Origin of the sequence: Paenibacillus violae, assembly GCF_032461945.1 — a bacterium.
Lineage (GTDB): Bacteria > Bacillota > Bacilli > Paenibacillales > NBRC-103111 > Paenibacillus_E > Paenibacillus_E violae.
Genome location: NZ_JAWCUD010000015.1, coordinates 113,794 through 133,637, shown reverse-complemented (window position 1 = coordinate 133,637; position 19,844 = coordinate 113,794). Strand labels below are relative to the sequence as shown.

General features: G+C 43.1%; 20 protein-coding genes. All 20 read right to left on the bottom strand.

Annotated elements, in window-relative coordinates; translation table 11 throughout:
* Positions 1–43: 43 nt before the first annotated feature.
* A protein-coding gene (gene prfB, locus RQP52_RS32035) for a peptide chain release factor 2 (RefSeq protein WP_315955594.1) occupies positions 44–1,163 on the bottom strand; the annotation gives its coding sequence in 2 pieces (ribosomal slippage) (positions 44–1,090 and positions 1,092–1,163; 1,119 coding nt in all).
* Between the two features lie 56 nt (positions 1,164–1,219).
* On the bottom strand, positions 1,220–3,739 hold the full coding sequence (gene secA, locus RQP52_RS32030; RefSeq protein WP_315955630.1) for a preprotein translocase subunit SecA: 2,520 nt from the start codon (positions 3,737–3,739) through the stop codon (positions 1,220–1,222).
* A gap of 253 nt (positions 3,740–3,992) precedes the next feature.
* The gene (gene hpf, locus RQP52_RS32025; RefSeq protein ID WP_315955593.1) at positions 3,993–4,547 is read right to left on the bottom strand and encodes a ribosome hibernation-promoting factor, HPF/YfiA family; all 555 of its coding nucleotides are present in this window, start codon (positions 4,545–4,547) and stop codon (positions 3,993–3,995) included.
* A gap of 260 nt (positions 4,548–4,807) precedes the next feature.
* A complete protein-coding gene (locus tag RQP52_RS32020) occupies positions 4,808–5,005 on the bottom strand; it encodes a cold shock domain-containing protein (protein ID WP_028556842.1) in 198 nt (65 codons plus the stop codon).
* Positions 5,006–5,279: 274 nt separating this feature from the next.
* Positions 5,280–6,488, bottom strand: a complete 1,209-nt coding sequence (gene pseC, locus RQP52_RS32015) for a UDP-4-amino-4,6-dideoxy-N-acetyl-beta-L-altrosamine transaminase (RefSeq protein WP_315955592.1) — start codon at positions 6,486–6,488, stop codon at positions 5,280–5,282.
* A 64-nt stretch (positions 6,489–6,552) separates the two neighbouring features.
* Positions 6,553–7,491, bottom strand: a complete 939-nt coding sequence (locus RQP52_RS32010) for a dTDP-glucose 4,6-dehydratase (protein ID WP_315955591.1) — start codon at positions 7,489–7,491, stop codon at positions 6,553–6,555.
* A 38-nt stretch (positions 7,492–7,529) separates the two neighbouring features.
* Positions 7,530–8,588, bottom strand: coding sequence for a pseudaminic acid synthase (pseI, locus tag RQP52_RS32005; RefSeq protein ID WP_315955590.1), 1,059 nt, complete (start codon positions 8,586–8,588; stop codon positions 7,530–7,532).
* A 26-nt stretch (positions 8,589–8,614) separates the two neighbouring features.
* The gene (pseH, locus tag RQP52_RS32000; protein WP_315955589.1) at positions 8,615–9,172 is read right to left on the bottom strand and encodes a UDP-4-amino-4,6-dideoxy-N-acetyl-beta-L-altrosamine N-acetyltransferase; all 558 of its coding nucleotides are present in this window, start codon (positions 9,170–9,172) and stop codon (positions 8,615–8,617) included.
* 30 nt (positions 9,173–9,202) lie between these two features.
* Positions 9,203–10,327, bottom strand: a complete 1,125-nt coding sequence (pseG, locus tag RQP52_RS31995) for a UDP-2,4-diacetamido-2,4,6-trideoxy-beta-L-altropyranose hydrolase (RefSeq protein ID WP_315955629.1) — start codon at positions 10,325–10,327, stop codon at positions 9,203–9,205.
* A 31-nt stretch (positions 10,328–10,358) separates the two neighbouring features.
* The gene (locus RQP52_RS31990) at positions 10,359–10,715 is read right to left on the bottom strand and encodes a flagellar protein FlaG (RefSeq protein ID WP_127453316.1); all 357 of its coding nucleotides are present in this window, start codon (positions 10,713–10,715) and stop codon (positions 10,359–10,361) included.
* Positions 10,716–10,734: 19 nt separating this feature from the next.
* The gene (locus tag RQP52_RS31985; protein ID WP_315955588.1) at positions 10,735–11,097 is read right to left on the bottom strand and encodes a hypothetical protein; all 363 of its coding nucleotides are present in this window, start codon (positions 11,095–11,097) and stop codon (positions 10,735–10,737) included.
* Positions 11,098–11,108: 11 nt separating this feature from the next.
* Positions 11,109–11,489 (bottom strand): flagellar export chaperone FliS, encoded by a 381-nt coding sequence (gene fliS, locus RQP52_RS31980; RefSeq protein ID WP_315955587.1) that lies wholly within the window; start codon positions 11,487–11,489, stop codon positions 11,109–11,111.
* A gap of 12 nt (positions 11,490–11,501) precedes the next feature.
* Entirely contained in the window at positions 11,502–13,010 is a 1,509-nt protein-coding gene (gene fliD, locus RQP52_RS31975) for a flagellar filament capping protein FliD (RefSeq protein WP_315955586.1), read from the bottom strand.
* Positions 13,011–13,071: 61 nt separating this feature from the next.
* On the bottom strand, positions 13,072–13,800 hold the full coding sequence (locus tag RQP52_RS31970; protein ID WP_315955585.1) for a glycosyltransferase family protein: 729 nt from the start codon (positions 13,798–13,800) through the stop codon (positions 13,072–13,074).
* Positions 13,797–14,825 carry a polysaccharide biosynthesis protein gene (locus RQP52_RS31965; protein WP_315955584.1) on the bottom strand — a complete coding sequence of 343 codons (1,029 nt, stop codon included), beginning with the start codon at positions 14,823–14,825 and terminating at the stop codon, positions 13,797–13,799. The genes RQP52_RS31970 and RQP52_RS31965 overlap by 4 nt, the downstream gene beginning before the upstream one ends.
* Positions 14,826–14,840: 15 nt before the next feature.
* On the bottom strand, positions 14,841–16,226 hold the full coding sequence (locus RQP52_RS31960; protein WP_315955583.1) for a motility associated factor glycosyltransferase family protein: 1,386 nt from the start codon (positions 16,224–16,226) through the stop codon (positions 14,841–14,843).
* Positions 16,223–16,576, bottom strand: a complete 354-nt coding sequence (locus RQP52_RS31955; RefSeq protein WP_315955582.1) for a hypothetical protein — start codon at positions 16,574–16,576, stop codon at positions 16,223–16,225. The genes RQP52_RS31960 and RQP52_RS31955 overlap by 4 nt, the downstream gene beginning before the upstream one ends.
* Entirely contained in the window at positions 16,576–18,579 is a 2,004-nt protein-coding gene (locus RQP52_RS31950; RefSeq protein WP_315955581.1) for a motility associated factor glycosyltransferase family protein, read from the bottom strand. The genes RQP52_RS31955 and RQP52_RS31950 overlap by 1 nt, the downstream gene beginning before the upstream one ends.
* A 12-nt stretch (positions 18,580–18,591) precedes the next feature.
* Positions 18,592–18,879: a hypothetical protein gene (locus tag RQP52_RS31945; RefSeq protein WP_315955580.1), complete on the bottom strand. Its 288-nt coding sequence runs from the start codon at positions 18,877–18,879 to the stop codon at positions 18,592–18,594.
* A gap of 85 nt (positions 18,880–18,964) precedes the next feature.
* On the bottom strand, positions 18,965–19,792 hold the full coding sequence (locus RQP52_RS31940) for a flagellin N-terminal helical domain-containing protein (protein WP_145668370.1): 828 nt from the start codon (positions 19,790–19,792) through the stop codon (positions 18,965–18,967).
* Between the last annotated feature and the right edge of the window lie 52 nt (positions 19,793–19,844).

Below are 19,844 nucleotides of genomic sequence, written 5' to 3'. Positions count from 1 at the left end.
TTCTGTTATGCGTTTCACTCTGCCGCCAAGGACAAAACATCAACTACTCGGCATTGTCCGGCTTGCGAATCTGATGACGCAGGTACGCGTCAATGAACATATCCAGATCCCCGTCCATGACAGCACCGACGTTGCCGGTCTCTGCCGATGTCCTGTGATCTTTCACCATGCTGTACGGATGAAAAACATAAGAACGAATTTGGCTTCCCCAGCCAATTTCGGACTGTTCGCCGCGAATTTCAGCCAAATGCTTCATTTGCGCTTCGATTTTCTTCTCATACAGCTTGGAACGCAGCATTTTCATCGCTTTCTCGCGGTTCTTGATCTGCGAACGCTCCTGCTGACAGCTCACCACGACCCCAGTCGGAATGTGCGTAATCCGCACGGCCGAGTCCGTGGTGTTGATGTGCTGACCGCCGGCGCCGCTCGCCCGATACGTATCGATTTTGAGATCCTCCGTGCGGATCTCAACCTCCGTATCGTCCTCGATCTCCGGCATGATGTCGCACGACACGAAGGACGTGTGGCGTCTGCCTGAGGCATCAAACGGCGAAATCCGCACGAGCCGGTGCACGCCCTTCTCCGCCTTCAAGTAGCCGTAGGCGTTGAAGCCCGTGATCTGCAGCGTGACACTCTTCACGCCGGCTTCGTCGCCGGGCAAATAGTCGAGCACCTCGACTTTGTAGCCCTGCTTCTCCGCCCAGCGGCGGTACATGCGCAGCAGCATCTCCGCCCAGTCCTGCGACTCCGTGCCGCCGGCCCCCGGATGCAGCTCTAGAATCGCATTCAGCCGATCATACGGCTGATTCAGTAACAGGCCAAGCTCGAAACTTTCGAGCTTGGTCTTTAAGGCCTCGATGCCTTTCTCAATGTCAGCCACCAGGCCGGCATCACTTTCCTCTTCCTCGAGCTCGACCATGACCTGCAGGTCGTCAAACTCGTTCGTGAAGCCCTGAAACTGATCTACAACGCTCTTGATCGCGTTGAGCTCGGAGATGGTCTTCTGGGCGCGTTCGTTATCGTCCCAGAAGTCCGGCGCCCCCATTTTTTCCTCAAAATCGCCGATCGCTTCCAGCTTATGATCTAAGTCAAAGAGACCCCCGTAATTCGGTTAGTCGCTTTGCTGTTTCTCTTAAATCCTGTTTTACTTCTGGTTCCAGCATGTCTTACACCTCTTTATTCTCTTGTGCCTTCGCTAACCGGATCGCGTCAGCTTCGTTTAGCTGCCTTGTCCGTGGCACTGTTTGAACTTCTTGCCGCTGCCGCATGGGCATGGGTCGTTACGTCCGATACGTTGCTCCTCATCGCGTACGACCGGCTTCTTGCCGCCAGCTTCGTTCTTCGTATCCACCGCTTGCCCTTCGGCTACGGCTTGACGCTCCAGGTTGCTTTGAACATGAGCTTTCATGATATACATCGCAACTTCTTCACGAATGTTATCAATCATCTCTTGGAACATCTCGAAACCTTCGAACTGATACTCACGAAGCGGATCCGTACCGCCGTATGCGCGTAAGTGGATACCTTGACGGAGCTGATCCATCGCATCAATATGATCCATCCATTTGCTGTCTACCGCGCGAAGCGCAACAACCTTCTCGAATTCACGCATGAATTCAGGTCCGATCTCTTCTTCACGCTCGTCATAACGCTTGCTGACAAGATCTTTGATAAGATCAATGATCTCTTCTTGCTCTTTGCCCCAAATATCTTGATCGCTAATATGCGCATCTTCCTGAAGGAAGTTGTTGTTCACGAAATTCGCGACCTCTGTAAGCTCCCACTCCTCCGGAATTTGCTCCTCCGGACAGTGTGCTTTCACGACGCGCTCGATCACTGCGTTAATCATACCCTCGATGACTTCGCGGATATTTTCGGATTCCAGCAGTTCGCGGCGCTGTTTATAAATAATTTCACGTTGTTGGTTCATCACATCGTCATACTGAAGGACGACTTTACGAACGTCGAAGTTGTTTCCTTCCACACGTTTTTGTGCGGATTCAACCGCACGCGAGATCAACTTGCTCTCAATCGGCTGATCTTCTTCCATTCCCAGACGGTCCATCATGGCCATAATATTTTCAGCCCCAAAACGTTTCATCAATTCATCCTCTAGAGAGAGGTAGAATTGCGACGAACCAGGGTCGCCTTGACGGCCTGCACGACCGCGCAGCTGATTATCAATTCGTCTGCTTTCATGACGTTCTGTACCTATAATATGCAATCCACCGATATCATGTACGCCTTCGCCAAGCATAATGTCCGTACCGCGGCCCGCCATATTCGTAGCAATCGTCACCGATCCCGGTTGACCTGCGCGTGATACGATTTCAGCTTCTTCCGCATGGTATTTGGCATTGAGGACCTTGTGCTGTACGCCTTTCTTTTTGAGCATGTCAGAAAGTCTTTCGGAGTTCTCAATCGAAACCGTACCAACAAGAACCGGTTGATTCAGCTTGTGTTTCTCCACAATTTGCTCTACAACCGCTCTGAACTTACCATTTTCCGACTTGTATACCACATCCGGCATATCTTTACGAATCATCGGACGGTTGGTTGGAACAATGATAACTTCAAGCCCATAAATTTTCTTGAGCTCTTCTTCTTCCGTCTTCGCCGTACCGGTCATACCCGCAAGCTTGCGGTACATCCGGAAATAGTTCTGGAACGTAATTGTCGCCAGCGTCATGCTCTCATTCTGAACTTGAAGCTGCTCTTTGGCCTCGATGGCTTGGTGCAACCCATCACTATAGCGACGGCCTGTCATAATACGGCCTGTAAATTCATCAACAATCATAACCTCGTCGTCTTGCACGACGTAGTCCACATCACGTCTCATGATGAAACGCGCTTTAAGGGCTTGAGTCACATGGTGGTTAATGTTCACATTCTGATGATCAAATAAGTTCTCAATGCCGAATGCGCGTTCTGCTTTCGCAACCCCTTCTTCCGTAAGAGCTACGGAACGCACTTTAATATCGATCGTGTAATCCTCTTCTATTTTCAAATTGGACACAAAACGGTCCGCTGAATAATACAAATCCGTTGATTTAGCAGCTTGTCCCGAAATAATAAGAGGCGTTCTAGCTTCATCGACCAGAATGGAGTCAACTTCATCGATAACCGCGTAATAAAGCGGACGCTGTACCATCTGCTCTTTGTAGAGCACCATGTTATCTCGCAGGTAGTCGAACCCGTATTCGTTGTTTGTTCCATACGTAATATCGCAGGCATAAGCTGCTTGCTTTTCCTCATGGGATAATTCATGCAGATTTACCCCGACCGTCAGACCAAGGAATTCATAAATCTGGCCCATTTCGGCACTATCACGTTGCGCCAAATAATCATTGACCGTTACCACGTGCACGCCTTTACCCAGCAAGGCATTCAAATAGACAGGAAGTGTTCCAACTAACGTTTTCCCTTCCCCTGTTCTCATCTCGGCGATACGGCCTTCGTGAAGCACCATACCCCCAATAAGTTGAACGTCGTAATGACGTTTACCCAATACACGTTTGGCTGCCTCTCTGACTACGGCAAAAGCTTCAGGAAGCAAGTCATCCAATTCCTCGCCCTTTTCCAAGCGATTACGGAACTCCACAGTCTTACCTCTTAACTCTTCATCAGATAACGGCTCAATGCCTGCTTCAAGCTCGTTGATATAATCAACGGCTTTTAACATCCGTTTAACTTCCCGTTCATTGGAATCACCAAAAATCTTTTTCACTAGTCCTAGCATCGGTGAACCCCTTTCTATTGCATTCGTATCCTCAAATTGTACCACCTTTGACCGCCCTGCCGCAACAAACCCTCCGCCTACATTCATATAAACTACCTATGGCCTTCAAAAGTTTCACGTTTTAGCTTATTTCTATAGTATTGAATCGTTATCGGAAATGCATGCATGCAAAATAAACGTATCTACATGGCTGTATCAATAGAAAAGAGCTCAATTCGACTGAATCGAATCAAGCTCTTTGTAAGTATTTATTTTATTTGTAAATAGCCGGCTCAATTAATCCGTACTTGCCGTCGTTACGTTTGTAAACTACGTTGACAGAATCTGTGTCCATATTGGAGAAAACAAAGAAACTGTGACCAACCAAATTCATTTGCAAAATCGCTTCCTCCACATCCATCGGCTTCAAATCGAAGCGTTTGTTGCGGACCAATTCAAAGTCTTCTTCCTCTTCCACGAAAGTGACAGGTGCTGTTTCCATTTTAAACAAATCACGCTTGCCGCCTTCTTCGCGAATTTTACGGTTGGTTCTAGTTTTATGCTTGCGAATTTGGCGCTCTAACTTGTCCACAACCAAATCAATCGAAGCATACATATCAGAGTTGCGTTCCTCTGCTCTGAGCAGCACGCCAGTTAAAGGAATGGCTACCTCGATGGTTTGTAAATCTTTGACTACACTTAGCTTTACTTGTACATCGGATGTAAGGGGAGCTTCAAAATACCTATCTAGTCTGTTTAATTTTTTCTCGACATAGTCCCTGAGGGCCTCAGTTACTTCAAGGTGTTCTCCGCGAATGCTAATCATCATAGTTAAACATCTCCCTTCCTACTTACAGTATACTACATTCCACCCCATCTTCATAATTCCTTTAAATTCCGAGCATAATATGTATGCCAAGAATAAACGACTTCGTCGTCCTTTTAGGACGCGCGCGTTTGTCAAGGTAGATTCGAAGCTAAAGTATAAAACTTATACTTTTTAATCTACGCAAAAAAACACCCCGGGATGACTCCCAAGGTGTGCATGTTCGTAGGTGTATACTAGCGGCACCGGATCGTGCCGGATGATTATAGTCTGCTAACGTTAGCTGCTTGAGGACCGCGTGCGCCTTCTACAATGTCAAACTCTACTGCTTGACCTTCGTCCAGCGTTTTAAATCCTTCGGATTGAATGGCTGAGAAATGCACGAATACATCTCCACCATCTTCACGCTCGATGAAACCATAGCCTTTCTCTGCGTTGAACCATTTCACTTTACCTTGCATAACGTACACATTCCCTTCGTTTTAAAAAATGTATTAATCATAAGCAAATGAATAATGTAAGCCCTTACTTTTTGACTATAACACCCGTCTGCTTGACCTGTCAATTTGAAACTTGCCAATCAAGTAAATTTTTTGAAAATTCGGGTATATACAAGTCGTGGATAACTGCGAAATTTGTAGAATATTGTCGTGGCGCGGATTTATCCACTTTATTCACAGAGTTATGCACAGGTTTGTGCACATTATCCACAGGCCTCATAAGACAAGAAACCATCTACTTCGCGTAAAATGTTAATACTTTATTTACAGCGTTTATAACATCTTGAATATCCTGATCTATCATGGCCGGGAACAGCGGAAGAGAAATAATGCCTTCGTAAAGATTTTCCGCTATTGGTGCAATCCCTTTCTCGTACCCTAATCTCTTGTAGTAAGGGTGGTAATGCACAGGAAGATAATGAACATTAACACCAATATTTTGTTTTCTCAATGCATCAAAAATATCCTTACGGCTTCCAGTTAACTTTGACAAATCGAGTTGAATAATATAGAGATGCCAGCTAGAATTGCGATCTGGTTTCTGATAGGGTGTAATAATTGCTGCTGTATGCGCAAAAGCTTCTGAATACTGCTTTGCTATTTCTCGTCTACGGGCAACAAACTCATCTATTTTTTTCAGTTGTGAGGAACCTAACGCCGCCTGAATGTCTGTCATACGGTAGTTAAACCCAAGTTCTTGCATCTCATAATACCAGTCACCTTCAGCCTGTGATTCAAGCAATTCTTTTTCCCGGGTAATACCGTGACTTCGGAAAAGAAGCAATTTCTGATATAACTCATCTGAATTAGTAGTAATTACGCCACCCTCTCCAGTAGTCACATGTTTGACCGGATGGAAACTAAACATCGTCATATCTGCGATTGAACCAACTTTTCGACCTTTGTAATCAGCGCCAAGCGAATGGGCAGCGTCTTCAATTACTATTAGATTCCGCTCCTTTGCAAGCTGCATAATTTCTTCTAAATCTACAGGCTGGCCTGTAAAATCTACGGGAATGATCGCTTTCGTTCTAGGAGAGATTAAAACTTTAATCTTCTCACTATCTATGTTATAAGTATCCGATTCAATATCTGCGAATACCACTTCACCACCACAATAACGTACACAATTTGCACTTGCAGCAAAGGTCATTGAAGTTGTAATTACCTCATCCCCTTCACCAATTTCTGCAGCAAAACAAGCTCCATGAAGCGCTGCTGTTCCATTTGAAAAAGCCACTGCATGTTTAGCACCTACATAACGTGCTACTGAATCCTCAAATTCCTTAATTCTTGGTCCTTGTGTTAAAAATGGAGATCGAAGCGTTGCAATAACAGCTTCAATGTCTGTCTCATCTAGAGACTGTCTACCATAAGGAAGCATTGTATCCCGAACTGGAACGTCCTCGATGAGCACTGGTTGCGAATTTTTTGTATTAACCATTTGGAATACCTCCGATATTTTAAAAATAGGCTGAAATGCGTCAATTCGCATATCAGCCCTTCTATTAGATAATGGTTTTAATCCACTCTTCAGTTAGCTTTAAACCTTCTTCAAGTGTTGTAAGGGGCTGCCATCCAAGGAGCTCTTTCGCCTTAGATGAATTACAAAGAAGTTTTTGAATCTCGCTCTGCGGATGAATATGTTCTACATGCTTGATCCTGTTCTCGTCCCCAACAATTAATTTGGCCAAATCATTTACTGCAATATCACGCCCTAGACCTGCATTTACAATATGTCCATCAACGCGGTCTGAGTATCCTGCCTCCACAACAAATCGAGCGCAATCATCAACATAGAGCAAATCCCTCGTCTGCGTTCCCTCTCCATAGATGTGTAAAGTTTCCCCGTTAAGCTTCTTCTTGATGAAAATAGCAACGACTCCACCCTCGCCACCAAACTTTTGGAACGGTCCATAAGTATTAAATGGGCGTACTACAACAGCCGGTAAACCATAAGCAAAAAAATAAGATAGAACCATATTTTCAGCAGCAATTTTTGCACCAGCATAGGGAGAGGCAGGCTTAATTGGATGCGTTTCAGATATTCCCGACTCGTCTAAACAACGATCATAGACCATACAAGTGCTCATAAATACGATCTTCACTTGATGTTTACGACATTGTTCTAACACATAGAATGTTCCTAACGTGTCATTATTAAAAGTCGTTCTAGGATCATCGATGCTATCTTGTACATTGATACTTGCACCAAGATGATAACAAACATCGAAACCATTTTCGAACAAATGACTTAACGTCTCTTCGTTCTTGATGTCACCGTGGAGAAATTGCTGGAATCTCGGATGAGACTTGAATTCCTCAATATTATTTTCTTCTCCGTTGGATAAATCATCTAAGACCCAGACATTCTGGCCATCTTCTAATAACCTTTTTACAACCCAACGACCAATGAAACCTGCTCCGCCCGTAACCAATACTTTCATCTGTATCTTCCCCTTCTTCTAGGTGAGGCTTAAATTAGTTATAGTATCATGTCTAATGTGACAGCAGTTCCTCTTGGAATATCCTTGCTTACTCTTTTACCAAGCAAGGTATCCAAGTATTTAGGCGGAAGACCAAGGCCCGGTCGAATAACGCGTAAATTTTCAGATGTGAAAATTTCTCCCGCTTTCAAATCTTTAACTACATATAACGAACGACGAAACTGCGTGGAGTTCTTTTCTTTCTCGCTAACGCCATACGAAATAGCACCTAACCCTTGCCATGCACGCTCTGTTTCTTCCACTAAGCTGCTCATCTCATGAGGTTCCAATGAAAAAGCACTGTCGACCCCACCATCAGCTCTACTTAAGGTAAAATGTTTTTCTATTACAGTTGCCCCTAAGGCAACACTTGCTACGGCTACACCAACGCCTAATGTATGATCAGATAAACCGACCTGGACATTAAAAAGTTGCTGCATATGCGGAATGGTTCGAATGTTGGAATTGTCCGGAGTAGCTGGGTAAGAACTCGTACATTTTAATAAAATAAGATCTTGGCATCCCGCAGCTCGAACGGTTTGAACGAGTTCATCCAGTTCAGCAATGCTTGCCATACCTGTTGATGCAATAATTGGCTTGCCTGTGGAAGCAACTTTACGAAGAAGTGGTATATCCGTATTCTCAAATGAAGCAATTTTATAGCAGGATACTCCTAAGGATTCCAAAAAATCTACCGCAGTCTCATCAAACGGTGTGCTAAAACCGATCATCCCGTGTGCTTTACAGCGATCAAAAATTGCTTTATGCCACTCCCATGGCGTATAAGCTTGCTGATATAGAGCATACAAAGACTGCCCGTTCCACAAGCTTTCAGCATCATTGATAAAAAAATCGCTTTGGTCGGACTCTATAGTCATAGTATCTGCTGTATAAGTTTGAATCTTTAAGGCATGTGCTCCCGCTTTAGCTGCGGCATCTACAATTTCAAGCGCTCGCTCTAAAGATTGATTATGATTGCCGGACATTTCCGCTATAATAAACGGCCTGTGCTTAGGCCCTATCGTTCGATGTTCAATGATAATTTCAGGATGATTCATGCTGCCCACCTCGGCGATTATGATAATTAGAATAGCTTTTCACCATATTGCAGTAATAAATCTTTCTTTATTCCGCCCCATTGATCGGCAAAACAAGCAAATAACACAATATCTTCATAGTAATTATGCTTCCAAACGTGTTGTGATAAAATACCTTCTTGTGTAAAACCTAACCTTCTATGAAATCGCAAACTTTTCTCATTAAATGCGAATACTTCCGCGCACAATTTACGAATTTTCAAATGTTCAAACGCTTCAGACATACCGAGAGTCCCTAGAATTGATCCACTTCCGGGAGGAACATCTGTTTCGCCGAGATAAAATCCCCAATTACACTTATTGTGTACACTATTAATAGAAGTAAAATTGATGACCCCAATCGGCGTACGATTGAGTTCAAATATGTAATGTCGAGACTCTTGGCTGTTTTGAATCCGCGAAAACCAAGCACAATGGTCATCCCAAGAAATCAGCTCGTCAGAATACATATTCTTTCGAACGCGCTCTGAGTTCCGCCACTGCAAGACAATTCTCAGATCCGATTCTGACATAACACGAAGTTTATAATCGTTATACGGTCGCATAGCTTTTCCTCATGAACTTTAGATTTCGGCTTATTTTACGGAGTTTAAAAGGGTACCTACAACACTAACCGCGTCAACAGCGTCTAATTGCCCCATGATTTCCATTCCTGTACGACTAATGTCGGCTAACAAACCTGGATTCTCTAAGTACTTTTTAATCGCTATCGCAATCGCAGGAGGGGAAACCTCACTGTAATGGCCTAAATAGTGAATCGCACCTCTACTCGCAACAACTTCTGTAACTTCCATCTGGTTATCAGCCGTCGTAATCGTGATCGCAGGGAGCCCCAAAAAACACCTTTCCCACGTAGTGGAGCCGCCAGCCCCAATAGCTAAATCCGCACGAACCATCAATTCGGCCATTTGATTGGTTTGGCAATAATATTCCGCATTTACTAATTTAGAGCAAAGCTCAGCAATCTTTGCCTTATTGGGATTCGAACTGCCCACAACCACATCAATTGTAAGTTCTGTTTCCTCCAATAACATAAAAGCTTCAAGTGCCTTTTGGGTTTCATTGGTAGGGTCACTACCACCGAAAAAAGCAAGAATCCTGCGGACACCTTTCTCCCTTATTTGTGCAAATTTTCGTGCAACCTGAAACTCGTCTCGCAATAAGGCATAAGAGGGCCCCAACAACTTCATACAGTGCTCAGGAATTATGCCATCGTATCGATGCTCCATATTATCATAGAGGTTTTGATCTAACAGTATATCGCAATCATGATGCCGATTAGCCAGATCATCTACAATCATAATTTTGTTCACGAAACTCCGAATGTTCTGTTCCCATCGTATATCAATTGCATAGTGGTCTACGACGAGCAAGTCGATAGCTGTCCCCAGGTTGCTTAACATAGAAGAGGTTTGTGCGAGATCCTCTTCCCAAGGTTCACCCAGCCAGTGTGCATAAGCATAGTTCACATCTGCTTCATTCGCTTTTTGCTCACAATATGGAAGTCGAAAAACAGGGTATCCCATTTGTTGAATTAAATCACAAAAATGGCCGGGATGTTCTCGACAGACAAACTGTACCATAGCTCCATTTCGTTTGAACTTATCGGCTAGCGTCAAACACCTCATGACATGCCCAGTTCCGATTTCCGTCGAAGCATCTGCACGAATAACAACTTGCACATCATCAAACCCCTTCATCAAGGAAAGAACCCCTCCCACTGCTTAGGGGTTAAATTTTTTTGTCTACAATAATCCCCAATTTTTCATAAAAATTAGCTACCATATCCATAACTTTCTTGGATGGAATTTCTTTAATTACATCATTGGTTTTGTCATCCACAACTTGTACGTAATATTCTTGCAGTTTATCGTGTAAAACAAAATGAAGATGGGAGTTTTTAGACTGCAATATTTTATTGAGATGATCAAGTTCCTTAGTAATCTCTGTTTTGTTATATGCTCGTTCTTGTTGAATTTCGACACCAGGAGCTTCCTCTTGTTGAGGTACCTTATGCTCATCCGGGTATTCCTTAGCAGCAGATCGCTCCTGTAGACCTGAAACATCAGTAATCGGTCGAATTTCCATTTTGCCCTCCCTAGGCTATTTACTTTTTTTTGTCGAAAAAGGCCCCATATGGCGTTTGTCGCAAATACGATTCATATTGCGTGGATATAGTTTTAGCTTTTCGAATATCTTTTATCTTTGCTTCCGTCTCTTGCAGCGAGGCTTGAATGGCTTTTTGTAATTCATCTTCCTTGACCTTTAGCTTATCATAGAGTGAGCGGTATTTGCCGATATTCGCTTCCTGCTGTAAATTTTCATCCAACTGCTTTAACAACAGCTCCCGCTCTGCAAACAGTGGATCCATCGCTTCGAGAGGCTGATTCTGTGGGGAATACTGGGTAATTTGGAGCATATCGCCTGTTCTGTCGATGAGTTGTTGAAACAATGCTTCAGTGGATCCCATGTAGGCGCCCCCTACTGTTTTTGGCTGCGGGCAAGTGTAATTGCTTGTTTCCACGTATCGCGAAACTCCATAAAAAAGCCCTCGACCTCTTCCAAGATGGAAATGTTTTTAGAGACATTGCTTTCAACAAGCCGTCTCTTCAAGTAATCGTAAAGTAAGAGCAATTGTTCAGAAATCGGGTATTTCCTATCAAGTGTAATAATCAATTCGTCGACAATATCTTGAACGCGAGTAATGTGCTGATGAGCATGATTATAATCTCTGTCAGCGATTGCTTGCTTCGCTCGTTTAACAAATGTAATAGCTCCATTATAAAGCATAAGTGTAAGTTCTTCAGAAGGAGCCGTGTCCACTTGATTTTGTTTATAGCTTTTTGCCGCTGGTTGAATCATATGGTTCCTCCATTATTTAAAGTAACTGGCAAGCTGCGAACCCTGAGAACTCAGATTCTCTAAAGAAGTTTGCAGTGCAGTATATTTATTGTACAAACTTTGCTCATAGTCAGATAATTTATCCTGCTCTGTTTGAATGCGAGTCGAGTAATCGTTAATTTGCTGATTCAAATAGCTCTGTGTTGGAACGACCTGCGTTTTTGCAGTAATTTGGGCAATAATATCTTTTTTCAAGGTATCATACAAACGTGTACCTATACCGGCATCATTTACGTTTGTTAGATTCCCGCTTGCATCACGCGCCCCATCCTTTGTAAAAAGGTTCGCCACCTGATCCGGATTATTTATTAATGCCGTACGCAATTTATCTTCATCAATATAAATTTTACCTTTTTCTAAATAAGCCAAGTAGCTGCTCGAACCACTGCTCTGATACGTGGTGATTCCAATATCGGACAAATCATTATATTGATCTCCAGCAATACCAGAGACATTGCTCGAAAGATCGTTTCGCATTGCGTTTAGACCGGAACTTAATATGCTGTCATTACGCAGAAGCCCTGATTTCGCCTTCTCTTCCCAAAGCGTAATATCCGCGTCCTTCATTTCCTTTTTCTGATCATCAGTTAGCGGTGTATAGTCCCGATACTTCGTTTCACTGATTTTGCTGTTCATTTTATCGATTAACGTGTTGTACTTATCGAAAACACCTTTAATTGTTGAAACGACACTATCCACATCCAAATTATTGGAACCATTTATTGTGTAAGGAGTACCTGCAGGATCGGCTAACAGCGTAAAGTTTATATTATTTAACGTGAAGGAGTTAGAAGAAGCCTTAATCACGTCTGTGCTGCCGTTGAAATATACTTCTGCATCCTGACCAGGAATATCAATATTCTGATTAGCTGGAGCGATCTTTAGATTAGTTAAATTCGATGTAGGAGTAGTTTCTTTTATGTTTATCTTTGCTGCCGCTCCGGTTTGACTACTAACGAACGTAACCTTGTCCGAAAGCTGATCATAAACAGCTTTCACCCCAGTAGATGCTGTTGCTCCATTAATATTGGCAACGATTTGACTTACACTATCCCCAGCATTAATTGTAATGTCTTTGTTCCCCAATGAACCTGCTACATTAATTGTACCTGCGGTAGCAGTGAAAGTTCCGACTGGCGCAGTGCTACCAACCGATGCAACTTTTGCAATCTTATCTACCTTCAGGGAGAAATTCCCGGTCAGCGCCTTTGCTGTAGGTGACACCTGCACTTTACCAGCGTCAGTAGTCGATAAAGTTGTTTTCTGCGTCATAAAAGTAGCTTGAAGCGTCAACTTCTGTGCTTCGTTCATAAAGCTCGACATATCGGTATTCACATCACGGTAAGCATCACGTTGCCATGTGAGAGATGTCCTTTTCTGAATCATTTGATCAATAGGAGCTTGTTTAACCTTCATCATTTGGCTAACAATCGAATCAATATCCAAGCCTGTTGTACCAAGTCCGCTTATTCGAGTCGTCAATAGAATCACCTTCGCATTCGCTAGTGTTTACAATATATATCGGCAAAAGCACTAATTAGATTTACTGCTTTTGTTCTACATGGGAATTAATCATTGCCCAGTCAGGATTTTTGCGCATTAGTGAAGCCGCTTCTTTCCAGGTAAATAGTTGACCTGGCAGGTACAAAGAATTATAAATTCTCGATATTAATTCCCAGTCTTCAGGCGTATCAAGTGTCCAACGGTAATCGAGAATACCCTCATCACTTAGAACAGAACGGCAATTGAAGTATTTAGGTGTATTGTATATATACGGAGTAACATGTTCGCGGTCATGAGCTCTTTGAGATTCCCGATGCGCAGTCTCTAGAGAAGCGAAAGAAAATACTTCTGTATCTAATCCACGCGGGTAGGAACGATTTAACGTATTGCTTACATAGTCGTATTTGCCGCCTTCGTTCAGATATTCCTGGATAATATGGGAGGAAACTTCGGGATCAATCAGCGGGCAATCGGAAGTAATGCGAATGACCGTATCCGCTTTTGCCTGCAGACCAGCTTCATAATAACGCGACAAAACATCATATTCGCTGCCTCTGTAAACCGCAGCACCTTGAGAAATCGCTTCCTCGACAATCGGAGCGTCTTGAGCACCAGTTGTGGTCGCAACGACAATTTCCTGCACGTTCTTAAAGTTTTGCGCTCTTTCAATAACATGCGCAAGGACCGTTTTACCAGCCAAGTTTGTTAACACTTTTCCGGGGAGTCTAGTCGAACCCATTCTTGCCTGAATGATGACCACGTTTTTCATAATAATTCCCCCTTGATTAAACCTTCCTCCAATATCCACTGACGGAGAGTATCACGATCAATCGGCTGCTCCTGGTGGGAATTCACTGCACATTGCTGCATTTTTTGAGCATTAGGATAAGAGGTTTCCAGCTTCAAATCACGAAATGCTGAAGGAATAATAAACATATCTGGTGTTTCCCAGGCATGCAACGTCTCGTCTTCGGTCATTAATTCTTCATATCGTTTCTCGCCTGGGCGCAAGCCAATTTCTTCACGAACAACTTGTTCGGATATTCCAAATCTAGTACAGACTTCTTCAATAACAACATCAGCCAAATCAACGAGCAAAATAGTCGGCATCTTTAAAACAAACACTTCTCCGCCCTGAGAAATATCGTTAGCCTTAAGCATCAGCGAAATCGCTTGTGTCGCCGTCATCATGTAACGGGTCATTTGTCGATCGGTTATAGTAACTTTGCTCTTTTCCATAATCTGCTTGACAAAAAGAGGAATGACTGATCCCCTTGACCCCATTACGTTCCCAAAACGGACTGATGCAAATACAGTTTGTTTGGGTCCTTTCTGGTATTCGGCTGCAGAAATGAGGCGTTCAGCCATCAGTTTAGAAGCACCGTACGTATTAGTCGGCGAAATAGCTTTATCGGTAGAAGTGAAAAGAACCTTTTTAACCCCGCACTGAATTGCCGCTTGAATCATGTTCTGTGTACCTATGATATTCGTCTGAACGGCTTCAAATGGGTTGTATTCGCAGAACGGCACATGTTTCATAGCTGCCAGGTGAAAGACGTAATCAATGTCCTCCATGGCACGTAGAAGTCTTTGTCCATCTCGAACGTCTCCTATTAAAAACCGCAGTTTAGACAAATGTTCTGTAAAATTCTGTTGCATCTCATACTGCTTGTACTCATCACGACTCATAATTCGAATGACTTGTGGATTCTGCCGCAATAAAAAACGTGTAAGATGTTGACCAAGGGTTCCAGTACCACCGATAATCAATATTTTTTTGCCTTCATAGTTCATGCTTCCAACTCCAAATCAATTCAAGGATGCGGATAATACCATTTGTTGAAATGCCTCACGTGCCTTAGAAACATCGTTCACTTGGACGCTTGTTAAAAATTCCGACAATGTCACATGTGCAAACCCTTCGATATAAGCGCCGCCTTCCGTAGCATTGAAGAAAACCTCATCGTTGTTTCTGGCTTGTTCCTCAAACCATTTCTTATAAATTAGCAAATTACGCGAGGTCATTACGGTTCCAAGCCTATCGAACGCTACTACGCGCTCTCCTGTCGCTTCTCGTTCCCATTTTTTGTAGAGTGGTGTTCCCGCTACGTGTGTTTGGTTATCAGTGTATGCAAGGTCTTGACCTACAAGGCAGATCGGTCTCATGCACAATAATCGAGCTAGAGAAAAGAGAGTCGTCGAAACGGATCCTCCCGTCTGTACAAGTTGTTCGCTACGAAGCGAAGCCATTTCTTCAGCTGGTACAAAGCCCTCCTGAAAAAGAATGAATTTCGGACCGGCGTATTGTTCCACGACTGCTGTGTGGACAGTACTTAGGAAAAACAAGGGGATGGATGGTGGCTGCCAACCTTCCAACTGCTTAATCATTCCCTCTTGCGGATCGGTCATAATTACAAAGTCAGGGATTACTCCATGACGAACCAACAAGGAAGATGCTGTCCCTACAGCTCCGAGTAAACAATGCTTGGCTGCAGTTTGCAAGAGCGGTAACGATTTCGCAAGAGATGGTCCGGCGCTGATAAGAATGGCTGGTACAGAAGAGGAAAAATCTTGAAAAGCAGAAATCGACGGCCACTCCTGCTGGGTGTTCTGCATAAAATTGCTATTCATTAATTCCCTATTGATGATTGCACTATTGCGCTTAATTTTGTAATCCAATAAGATACTTTTGAAAGATGATAATTCCAATGGCACCGCGCGCAATGACGGCTCATGGACGATGACATGTACATGTTCATTCTGCCAAGCATTCGACCGTTCCCCATAAACTTTTATATCGTCCGTAACGATTATTGTTAGCCGCCGGCAATTCATAATGTCTTTAAGAGCTCCGGACTTTTCGATATGAAAAAAGGCTGCAACATTCGTCTCCCAAACTTCAATCGGAGTTCCCATTTGCTCGGTTTTCTCTAGCAAGGCGCTAACGTGGTGCCCACATCCAAGACCATAAAGAACAATGCGATCCACACTCTCCCCTTCACTGCCGCTCAAATGAGCAGCAGCAAATCGTCCCGCTTCGGAAACAGGATCATAACGACTATGCAAATAAATGGCTTGAGTCCCGGATTCTTGTATGAAAGCCGTAAAGGATCCATTTTTAGCTCGCTCTAGTGTCACATCAGGCCCATTGAATCTTGGAACATCCCTTTGAATAAAGTGATCTTGGTTATTCAATGAACCATTCCCCTTAGTTGCTCTTCACAAGATTCTAACATTGGACGCAATTCATATTGCAACAGATCACAAAGAGATACAAAGTCATTTTGTTCCAGCGCTTCTGTCATTTGATCCATGTACGGCTTAATGAGCTCAATATTCCAGTCTTCCAATAAGAATCGATCCAACCGTTGAAGTCCCGCAACAGCCTCTACTAACCAATTTAGCCCTTCTAAATAGGCAAGCAATGTGTCGATCCATCCCTCCTGGTGGGTTTGAATATCAAGAGCTATCTTTTCAGATGCTGCCGCCAATTTAGGAACATAGTCTATCATACTCTCCAACGTTTCCTGTACGATGTCTTGCATTAACCGTTATCCTCCTCTAGCTCCAAATTCGGCGGTTCCCATTTCTGCTTCGCCTCGAAGTACAGCTCTTCACTATTTAGCCCTAGTTCAGTAACTGCCTCTCGAATTCCTTCTTCATATACTTTCATAATTTGATCTCTTCCATCAATAATCCACATCATAAAGTTGCTTTGATGAACTAAAATAGATTTCAAGCGCTCAATTGAGGATACGCGGGAAATAGGGTTCATTTTCACATGATAATTAGTTAGAAGCGGAGAGAGGAAAAACATACAGAATGAATCCTTTATCATATCCTTTATTAGGAGTTCTACATTACGTATAATTCGACTCGCTTTCATTTCCAAAAACTCTACTGAATTGTCCTGCGAGAATGGCTGCTCCACTAGCAATTGCTCGATTGCCTGCAAAATCTCTGCCGCAAACGTGCTGATGCGCTCCAACTCACCCAAACGGCCGTTAAAGAAATCTATCATGTTTCTCATTCTATCGTGCAGTTCGGCATCCATGGGTTGCGCCATATCACGAAACAATTCCGGAATTGAAGGAGTCCGCTCCTGACAATACTGTTCGATTACTTCCTGGAATGGCATATTGACGGCTCCTTTAATTTCTGCACCGCCCTCTGTAGCATTAATTACTAACGGAGCCGGTAAAATCGCAAGCATATGTTCCATCCAGAATAAAAATTGTCTCCAAAGCTCCCTCGTTCTGACTTTACCACCATAATAGCCATCTACGTAGACCGTTTTATTATAAAAGTTTTGATCCGGCTGCAAAGAAGCAGAGATTTGCTTACGCTGTTCATCGGTTATATTCTCATCGCTCTGATCAACATAGAAACTGTCTTTGCTATGCGTAGTTCCTTCTTCCGAGTAAGCCAAATCTTGACCTATGAAAACAATCGGATACCCGCCGAGATGTTGTGCCACAGAATAACTCAAATGAGCTACAGAATTTCCATTGTATAGTGTCCCTAAATCTCCAAGAGCTTCGCTCATAAGTCGGGAATGTGTAATATTAGATTTAAATACGGGCACAACGTGCGAATTCCACACCCTTGGAAGGCGCGGGTCCATCAACGTCAATGCAATTAACGCAGTCTCTTCCGGTATTTCTACACCGTTTGTACTGAGTTCATAAGAATTGGGACCTCGTTCCAAAATGCATAACACATCCGGAGCAATATCGTTCTTAAGTAGTACTTTAAATGCTGACTCTGCGCTGATAATCATTGCCTTTCCTTTAACCTGTTTGAGCAGTGGAAGTTGCTTATCCAACGAAGGACCAGAAGCAACACATATGATCGGTTTTCCTTTAAACTTCTCTTTTAAATCTTTAATCTTTGGTGAGCGTAAAGCAATTGGAACATTTTTCAATTCGTTGGACATGCCGAGCAATGTATCTTCCATCGAATTACCCATAGCAGCTACCGTGGTACGCAATTGATTAATAATAATGCTAGTGACTGACTCATAATATTCAGCATCACGACGGTAACTTGCGAACGTACGAAGCAAATCTGTTTGCAAAAAATAATATCCAATCAAGGAGAAAATATAATGATTCATTATACCTGATATATCACCCATAAGGTCGGTTAGAATAATAACCCGCTGCAATTGCCCCGACAAATATGGTGATAAGTCAACTTCTTGCAAGAACTTCTTCACTAGCCTAGTGTCTTTCTCTATAATTAAAACCCAAGCAGTCTCGGTTTTGTTTCCTAAAATTTGTTTGAGGATTGCTGAAGAACCCATCCCCAAAAGGATATATCCCGTATTGTCAAAATTAACACCGTCTAAGAACTGTTCCGCTTCATACCGCGGATCATACATACTTGCAGAGAAAAATTCATTCCCTTGTTCATCTGCCAGCTTAAAGGCAATATCATCTCCGACGTGAATGATTTCAAGATCATCGGCACTAATCAATTCCATTTGTTCCAACAGCCATTCGTTGTATTCAGTTAAGAATTGTGCATTGCTGTCGTAATAGTTCATACTAAGCTCCTTCTATTCGGAAGAACCGGCAACAGCCTTTATTCGACCGAGCAATTCATACATTAATAAATCAGCTGCAATTAAATAGTCTCTATTATCCACAGCTAGTAAAATTAGCTTCAGCAGTTCTATCAAATCCTGCTGCTGCGCTTCAGAGATATGTTGATTCATCAAAATGCAGTCTATTTCTTCTGTTAGAGCCTCGAACTGACTCAGACCATTCTTAATTTCATAGCGGTAAAAAGCGTAACAAACACGCTTCACTTTCTCATGCAGTGCCTCGACGCTTTCGTCGTACATAATTTCCTCCATTCATTGGCCCTAAATCAATTGTTTTAAAAAAGCCAACCGCAAACGGGTTGGCTTTTTGATAAATCCGAATGTATTAACGCAGCAATTGAAGAACACCTTGTGGTTGTTGGTTTGCTTGTGCCAACATAGCTTGTGCTGCTTGGGAAAGAATGTTGCTCTTCGTGTAGTTCATCATTTCTTTCGCCATATCTACGTCGCGGATACGGGATTCAGCGGCGCTCAAGTTTTCGGAAGAAGTATCCAAGTTAGCGATAGTGTGCTCCAAACGGTTTTGGTATGCACCAAGGTTTGCACGAATTTTGGAAACCGAGCCAATACCTTTGTTGATAGCGGCAATGATGGAACCAACAGTACTCGACTTGATCGAGGAGAACTTGGATCCGTAATTCGCACCAACCAATAAACTTGCTTTCGCGTTTACAAGTACAGACATCGTGATGGTTTGACCGGAGTTCGCACCAACTTGGAAACCAACTTTACTGATTTTGGAGTTCAGCAATTTCTTAGTGTTGAACTCTGTAGCAGAGGAGATACGGTTGATTTCTTTTTGCAACTGTTGAACTTCCAAACCGATTTTGTTACGGTCAGTCGTTGTATACGTGTCGTTACCTGCTTGTACAGTTAGTTCACGCATACGTTGCAGAATGTTTTGCGTTTCGCTCAATGCGCCCTCAGCTGTTTGAATCAAGGAGATACCATCTTGGGAGTTACGGGAAGCTTGGTCCAAACCACGGATTTGGGAACGCATTTTCTCGGAAATTGCCAAACCAGCTGCATCATCGCCAGCACGGTTGATACGCAGACCGGAAGACAACTTCTCCATAGCTTTAGCAGTGCTGTTGTTGTTAACAACCAATTTGTTGTACGTGTTAAGTGCTGGTAGGTTGTGGTTAATAATCATTTGATATTCCTCCTTGAGTTGTAAAGAACACATCCATGTGTCCTAATGTATT

What these genes read in the sequence shown, in the direction of transcription:
- RQP52_RS31970 (WP_315955585.1), bottom strand. Translation starts at nt 13,800, where the DNA reads ATGAAAAACGTGGTCATCATTCAGGCAAGAATGGGTTCGACTAGACTC.
- secA (WP_315955630.1), bottom strand. Translation starts at nt 3,739, where the DNA reads ATGCTAGGACTAGTGAAAAAGATTTTTGGTGATTCCAATGAACGGGAA.
- pseC (WP_315955592.1), bottom strand. Translation starts at nt 6,488, where the DNA reads ATGGTTAATACAAAAAATTCGCAACCAGTGCTCATCGAGGACGTTCCA.
- RQP52_RS31945 (WP_315955580.1), bottom strand. Translation starts at nt 18,879, where the DNA reads ATGTACGACGAAAGCGTCGAGGCACTGCATGAGAAAGTGAAGCGTGTT.
- hpf (WP_315955593.1), bottom strand. Translation starts at nt 4,547, where the DNA reads ATGATGATTAGCATTCGCGGAGAACACCTTGAAGTAACTGAGGCCCTC.
- RQP52_RS32010 (WP_315955591.1), bottom strand. Translation starts at nt 7,491, where the DNA reads ATGAAAGTATTGGTTACGGGCGGAGCAGGTTTCATTGGTCGTTGGGTT.
- fliS (WP_315955587.1), bottom strand. Translation starts at nt 11,489, where the DNA reads ATGATTCAACCAGCGGCAAAAAGCTATAAACAAAATCAAGTGGACACG.
- RQP52_RS31955 (WP_315955582.1), bottom strand. Translation starts at nt 16,576, where the DNA reads ATGCAAGACATCGTACAGGAAACGTTGGAGAGTATGATAGACTATGTT.
- RQP52_RS31950 (WP_315955581.1), bottom strand. Translation starts at nt 18,579, where the DNA reads ATGAACTATTACGACAGCAATGCACAATTCTTAACTGAATACAACGAA.
- RQP52_RS31990 (WP_127453316.1), bottom strand. Translation starts at nt 10,715, where the DNA reads ATGGAAATTCGACCGATTACTGATGTTTCAGGTCTACAGGAGCGATCT.
- pseH (WP_315955589.1), bottom strand. Translation starts at nt 9,172, where the DNA reads ATGCGACCGTATAACGATTATAAACTTCGTGTTATGTCAGAATCGGAT.
- RQP52_RS31965 (WP_315955584.1), bottom strand. Translation starts at nt 14,825, where the DNA reads ATGAACTATGAAGGCAAAAAAATATTGATTATCGGTGGTACTGGAACC.
- RQP52_RS31985 (WP_315955588.1), bottom strand. Translation starts at nt 11,097, where the DNA reads ATGGGATCCACTGAAGCATTGTTTCAACAACTCATCGACAGAACAGGC.
- pseG (WP_315955629.1), bottom strand. Translation starts at nt 10,327, where the DNA reads ATGAAGGGGTTTGATGATGTGCAAGTTGTTATTCGTGCAGATGCTTCG.
- pseI (WP_315955590.1), bottom strand. Translation starts at nt 8,588, where the DNA reads ATGAATCATCCTGAAATTATCATTGAACATCGAACGATAGGGCCTAAG.
- RQP52_RS32020 (WP_028556842.1), bottom strand. Translation starts at nt 5,005, where the DNA reads ATGCAAGGTAAAGTGAAATGGTTCAACGCAGAGAAAGGCTATGGTTTC.
- RQP52_RS31940 (WP_145668370.1), bottom strand. Translation starts at nt 19,792, where the DNA reads ATGATTATTAACCACAACCTACCAGCACTTAACACGTACAACAAATTG.